This is a genomic window from Sinomonas sp. G460-2 (genome assembly GCF_047759905.1).
Lineage (GTDB): Bacteria > Actinomycetota > Actinomycetes > Actinomycetales > Micrococcaceae > Sinomonas.
Genome location: NZ_JBKZWT010000308.1, coordinates 1 through 4,330, shown reverse-complemented (window position 1 = coordinate 4,330; position 4,330 = coordinate 1). Strand labels below are relative to the sequence as shown.

Here is a 4,330-nt window from a genome sequence, read left to right as displayed (position 1 = left end):
GCAGTGTCCGCGACGCCGGCCGGAACCTCGATGCGGTTCCGGACCTCGCCCCCGACGAGCCCCTCGAGGACCCACGCGAGGTAGCCGGGGTGGATGCGGTACATCGTCGAGCACGGGCAGATCACGGGGTCGAGGCAGAAGATCGTGTGCTGCGGGTACTCGGCCGCGAGGCGGTTCACAAGGTTGACCTCAGTGCCGATCGCGAAGACCGTCGGCTCGGTCGCGGCGGCGATGGCCTTGCGGATGTAGTCCGTCGAGCCGTATTCGTCCGCGGCGTCGACGACCTCCATGGGGCACTCGGGGTGCACGATCACGCGCACGCCCGGGTATTCGGCGCGGGCCTTCTCGATCTGCGCGACGTTGAAGCGCCGGTGCACCGAGCAGAAGCCGTGCCACAGGATCACGCGGGAGTCGCGGAGGGTCTCGGCGTCCGTGCCGCCCCACGCCTTGCGCGGGCTCCACATCGGCATCTGCGCGAGCGGGACGCCCATGGCCTTGGCCGTGTTGCGGCCCAGGTGCTGGTCCGGGAAGAACAGGACGCGCTGGCCGCGCTCGAAGGCCCACTCGAGCACGGTCGCGGCGTTCGACGACGTGCACACAATGCCGCCGTGCTCGCCGCAGAAGCCCTTGAGGGCCGCGGACGAGTTCATGTACGTGACCGGGATGACCGGGACGCGGCCCTCGGCGTCCGGCTCGGTGCCGAAGAGCTCCTCGAGCTGATCCCAGCACTGCTGGACCGAGTCGATGTCCGCCATGTCCGCCATCGAGCAGCCCGCGGCGAGATTCGGCAGGATCACGGCCTGGTGGTCACGCGAGAGGATGTCCGCGGTCTCCGCCATGAAGTGCACGCCGCAGAACACGATCGCCTCTGCGTCCGGGCGCGTGAGGGCCGCGTTTGCGAGCTGGAAGGAGTCGCCCACGAAGTCGGCGTGCTCCACGACCTCGTCGCGCTGGTAGAAGTGGCCGAGCACCACGACCCGGTCGCCGAGGGTCTCCTTCGCGGCGCGGATGCGGGCGTTGAGCTCGTCCTCGCTCGCGTCCTTGTACTCCTGCGGGAGTTGACCCTGGCGCGGCGTCGACGCCGGGGCGACGTCGGCGCTCGACGCGCCAGGCCCGTACTCCGGGAGCCCGCGCATGGCCTCTGCCGCGTCGAACTCCCACGGGCCCTTCGCGAGGTCCGAGCTGCACGTGCTCGCGCCGTCGAGGCCCTCGGTGGACCGTCGCTCCGCCTCGTCACGCGTGATGAGGTTGATGGCTGTGGCGACAGAGGTCATGGCGTGCTCCTGGTCGAAGGGCGGGTGGGAGGGAAGGGGTGGTCGAGGGTCGGGACAGACAGCGGCGGTCCCGTGTACCGATAAAGCCGCGGAGGGCGATGGCGGCCGCCCTCGAGGAACTGGTCCGTCGCCTCGATCTGCGGGACCGACTTGAGCTGGCGACGGAAGTTGGCGGGGTCGAGCTGGCGCCCCAGAACGGCCTCGTACACTTCGCGGAGCTCCGCGAGCGTGAACGTCTCGCCGAGGAAGTGGTACGCAATCTGCGCGTACTCGATCTTGTTGCGGAGGCGCCACAGGGCGTAGTCGATGATCTCGCGATGGTCGAACGCGAGGCCGCCCTCGCCCTGGCCTGCGGTGTCGGCGCGGTGCCATGCGACGTTCTCGGTCTCCTCCCCCTCGGCGAGGAGCTCGGCCTCCGTGGGCCGCACGAGCGCCCAGTACACGATCGAGACGACGCGCTGCGCGGACCGGCCCGGGCGGCTCGCACGGTCAAGGCCGCCGAACGCGTAGAGCTGCTCGAGGTATTCGGGGGCAAGCCCCGTGGTCTCGCGAAGATTGCGGCGGGCCGCGTCCTCAAGGGACTCCAGGGCCGTGAGTGGGCCTCCGGGCAGCGCCCACTGGCCCTTGAACGGCTCCTTGACGCGGCGCACGAGCGGAAGCCACAGCGTGGGCTTTCCCTCGGCACGGCTCGGCTTGAGCCCAAAGATCACCGTGGAGATGGCCAACGACGGCGGGAGCTGGGCGCGCTCGGAAACGTTCGCCCCGAGGGGACCCGCGTAGACCGTGCTCATGGCGCCCTCCTCCCGTGGTGTTCCGAGTGGTGTTCCGAGTGGTAATCCAAGTGGTGATCCAAGTGGTGATCCAACCGGTGGTGCTTCAGCCAGCTGTGTTCATCACCAGTTAAAGTCACCGTGACCCTAAGTGATGATACGCCTCGGTGGGGTTCGGAGCAAAAGGTGACGCGCGCCGTCGTCCGTGACGTGCGCCACTAGGCCGCGGCGGAAGCGCCGCCCGCCGGGGGGTCAGCCGCGCGCCGCCGCCTCGAGCAGCGGGAGCGTCCGCCCCTCGAAGTGCGTGTTGAGCACGATCACGGTCGAGGACCGGACCACGGCCCGCGTGGCCATCATGATGTCGAGCACGCGCTGGAGGTCCGAGTTGGAGCGCGCCGCGACGCGGGCCAAGAGGTCGCTGTCGCCGGACACGGTATGGACCTCGATCACCTCGGGGATGTCGGCGAGGGCCTTCGAGACGGCGTCGTGGCCGAGGTCCTGGTTGATGGTCAGGAAGCAAAACGCGACAACGGGGAAGCCGAACGCGCGCGGCTCCGGCTGCGGAACCCAGCTGCCGATCACGCCGCTCGAGGTCATGCGGTCGAGCCGGGCCTGCACGGTGGCCCGCGCGACCCTCAAGATCCGCGACGCCTCGAGCACGGACATGCGCTGCTCCTCGGAGAACAGCCGGACGATCTTCGCGTCGAGTTCGTCGATCCGCATGGTTCCCTCCCTGAGCCGACGCCGGCGCCGACCTCCGTGCCGATGCTACAGATTGATGCACCCTCACACATAGACTGCGCATTCTGCTCAGGATCGTGTCGACTCCGGCGCGACGCGCCAACAGAGTGCTCAGCCCCGTGATACGCACCACACAAGCGCGAGAATTCCCGCTATTCTCGTCATCGTCCCTGGCCCGACACACCCCAGCGCGGGCCATCGAAGAACCGAAGAGGGTCAATGACACCTATGCAGACTGCAGAAGCGACCACGACAACGACGTCGACGCTCGGCGCAGCGCTCAAGCCCCGGCAGCTCACCATGATGGGCCTCGGAAGCGCGATCGGCGCTGGCCTGTTCATCGGCTCGGGAGCCGGAATCCAGGCCGCCGGCCCAGCCGTCCTGCTCTCCTACCTCGTGGCCGGAACGCTCATCATCCTCGTGATGTGGGCGCTCGGCGAGATGGCCGCCGCGAACCCCACGAGCGGCGCGTTCTCCGTCTACACGGCGCGCGCCCTCGGGCCAGTGGCCGGCTCGACGGTCGGCTGGCTCTGGTGGGTCCAGCTCGTCGTCGTCATCGCGGCGGAGGCCCTCGGCGCAGCGGGCCTCCTCGCGACCGTGTTCCCCGCCCTCCCCGTGTGGCTCATGGCGCTCGTGTTCATCGCGGCGCTCACGGCCGTCAACCTCACGCGCGTCAAGAACTTCGGCGAATTCGAATTCTGGTTCGCCCTGCTCAAGGTTGCGGCGATCGTCGCGTTCCTGCTCGTGGGCGCCGCGCTCCTGTTCGGCTGGATCCCGGGGGTCCCCTCCCCGAGCCTCGCGAACTTCGCCGGCGCGGGTTTCGCCCCGCACGGCTTCGCGGGCATCGCGACGGCGCTGTTCGTGGTCGCGTTCGCGTTCGGCGGCACCGAGATCGTGTCGGTCGCCGCGGCGGAGACGCGTGACCCCGCGCGCAGCGTCGGCAAGGCCGTCCGCACGGTCGTGTGGCGCATCCTCGTGTTCTACATCGGCTCGATCTTCATCATCGCGGCGGTCATCCCGGCGGGTTCGGCCGGCCTCAAGAGCCCCTTTGCGGGCGTCCTCGACGCGGCCGGAATGCCGGGCGCCGCGACCGCCATCACGCTCGTGGCCGTCGTCGCCCTCCTCTCAGCGCTCAACGCGAACCTGTACGGCGCGTCGCGCATGGCCTTCTCGCTCGCCGAGCGCGGCGAGGCGCCGCGGGCCCTCGCGTCGCTCACGAAGTCGCAGGTTCCGCTCCTCGCGGTACTCGCGAGCGTGACGTTCGGCGTGGTCGCGACCGTGCTCGAGATCGCGTTCCCGGACAAGGTGCTGCCCGTCCTGCTCAACATCGTGGGCTCGACGTGCCTCATGGTGTGGGGCTCGGCGCTCATCTCCCAGCTCGTGCTGCGGCACCGCGCGGACCGGGACGGCGTGGAACTCCCGCTGCGGATGGCGGGCTTCCCGTGGCTCACGGTCGTGGGGCTCGTGATCCTCGCGGCGATCTTCGCGGTGGGCCTCATGGGCGACGACTCCCGCCCGCAGCTCCTCAGCACGTTCGCGCTCGTC

4 protein-coding genes are annotated in these 4,330 nt (G+C 69.6%); 1 reads left to right on the top strand and 3 read right to left on the bottom strand.

From position 1 onward, the window contains the following. The 3 genes from nadA to ACLN58_RS18650 form a co-directional block, all read right to left on the bottom strand. On the bottom strand, positions 1–1,274 hold a 1,274-nt coding region (gene nadA, locus ACLN58_RS18660; RefSeq protein ID WP_415856737.1), incomplete at its 3' end, for a quinolinate synthase NadA. Continuing rightward, positions 1,271–2,065 (bottom strand): NUDIX hydrolase, encoded by a 795-nt coding sequence (locus tag ACLN58_RS18655; RefSeq protein ID WP_415856736.1) that lies wholly within the window; start codon positions 2,063–2,065, stop codon positions 1,271–1,273. The genes nadA and ACLN58_RS18655, both read right to left, overlap by 4 nt. A 231-nt stretch (positions 2,066–2,296) precedes the next feature. Next, positions 2,297–2,767, bottom strand: a complete 471-nt coding sequence (locus ACLN58_RS18650) for an Lrp/AsnC family transcriptional regulator (protein ID WP_415856735.1) — start codon at positions 2,765–2,767, stop codon at positions 2,297–2,299. 246 nt (positions 2,768–3,013) lie between these two features. Here ACLN58_RS18650 and ACLN58_RS18645 point away from each other — a divergent pair. After that, on the top strand, positions 3,014–4,330 hold a 1,317-nt coding region (locus ACLN58_RS18645; RefSeq protein WP_415856734.1), incomplete at its 3' end, for an amino acid permease.

Bases quoted from the DNA above. Each gene is read 5' to 3' on its own strand.
- ACLN58_RS18655 (WP_415856736.1), bottom strand. From the start codon at position 2,065: ATGAGCACGGTCTACGCGGGTCCCCTCGGGGCGAACGTTTCCGAGCGC.
- ACLN58_RS18650 (WP_415856735.1), bottom strand. From the start codon at position 2,767: ATGCGGATCGACGAACTCGACGCGAAGATCGTCCGGCTGTTCTCCGAG.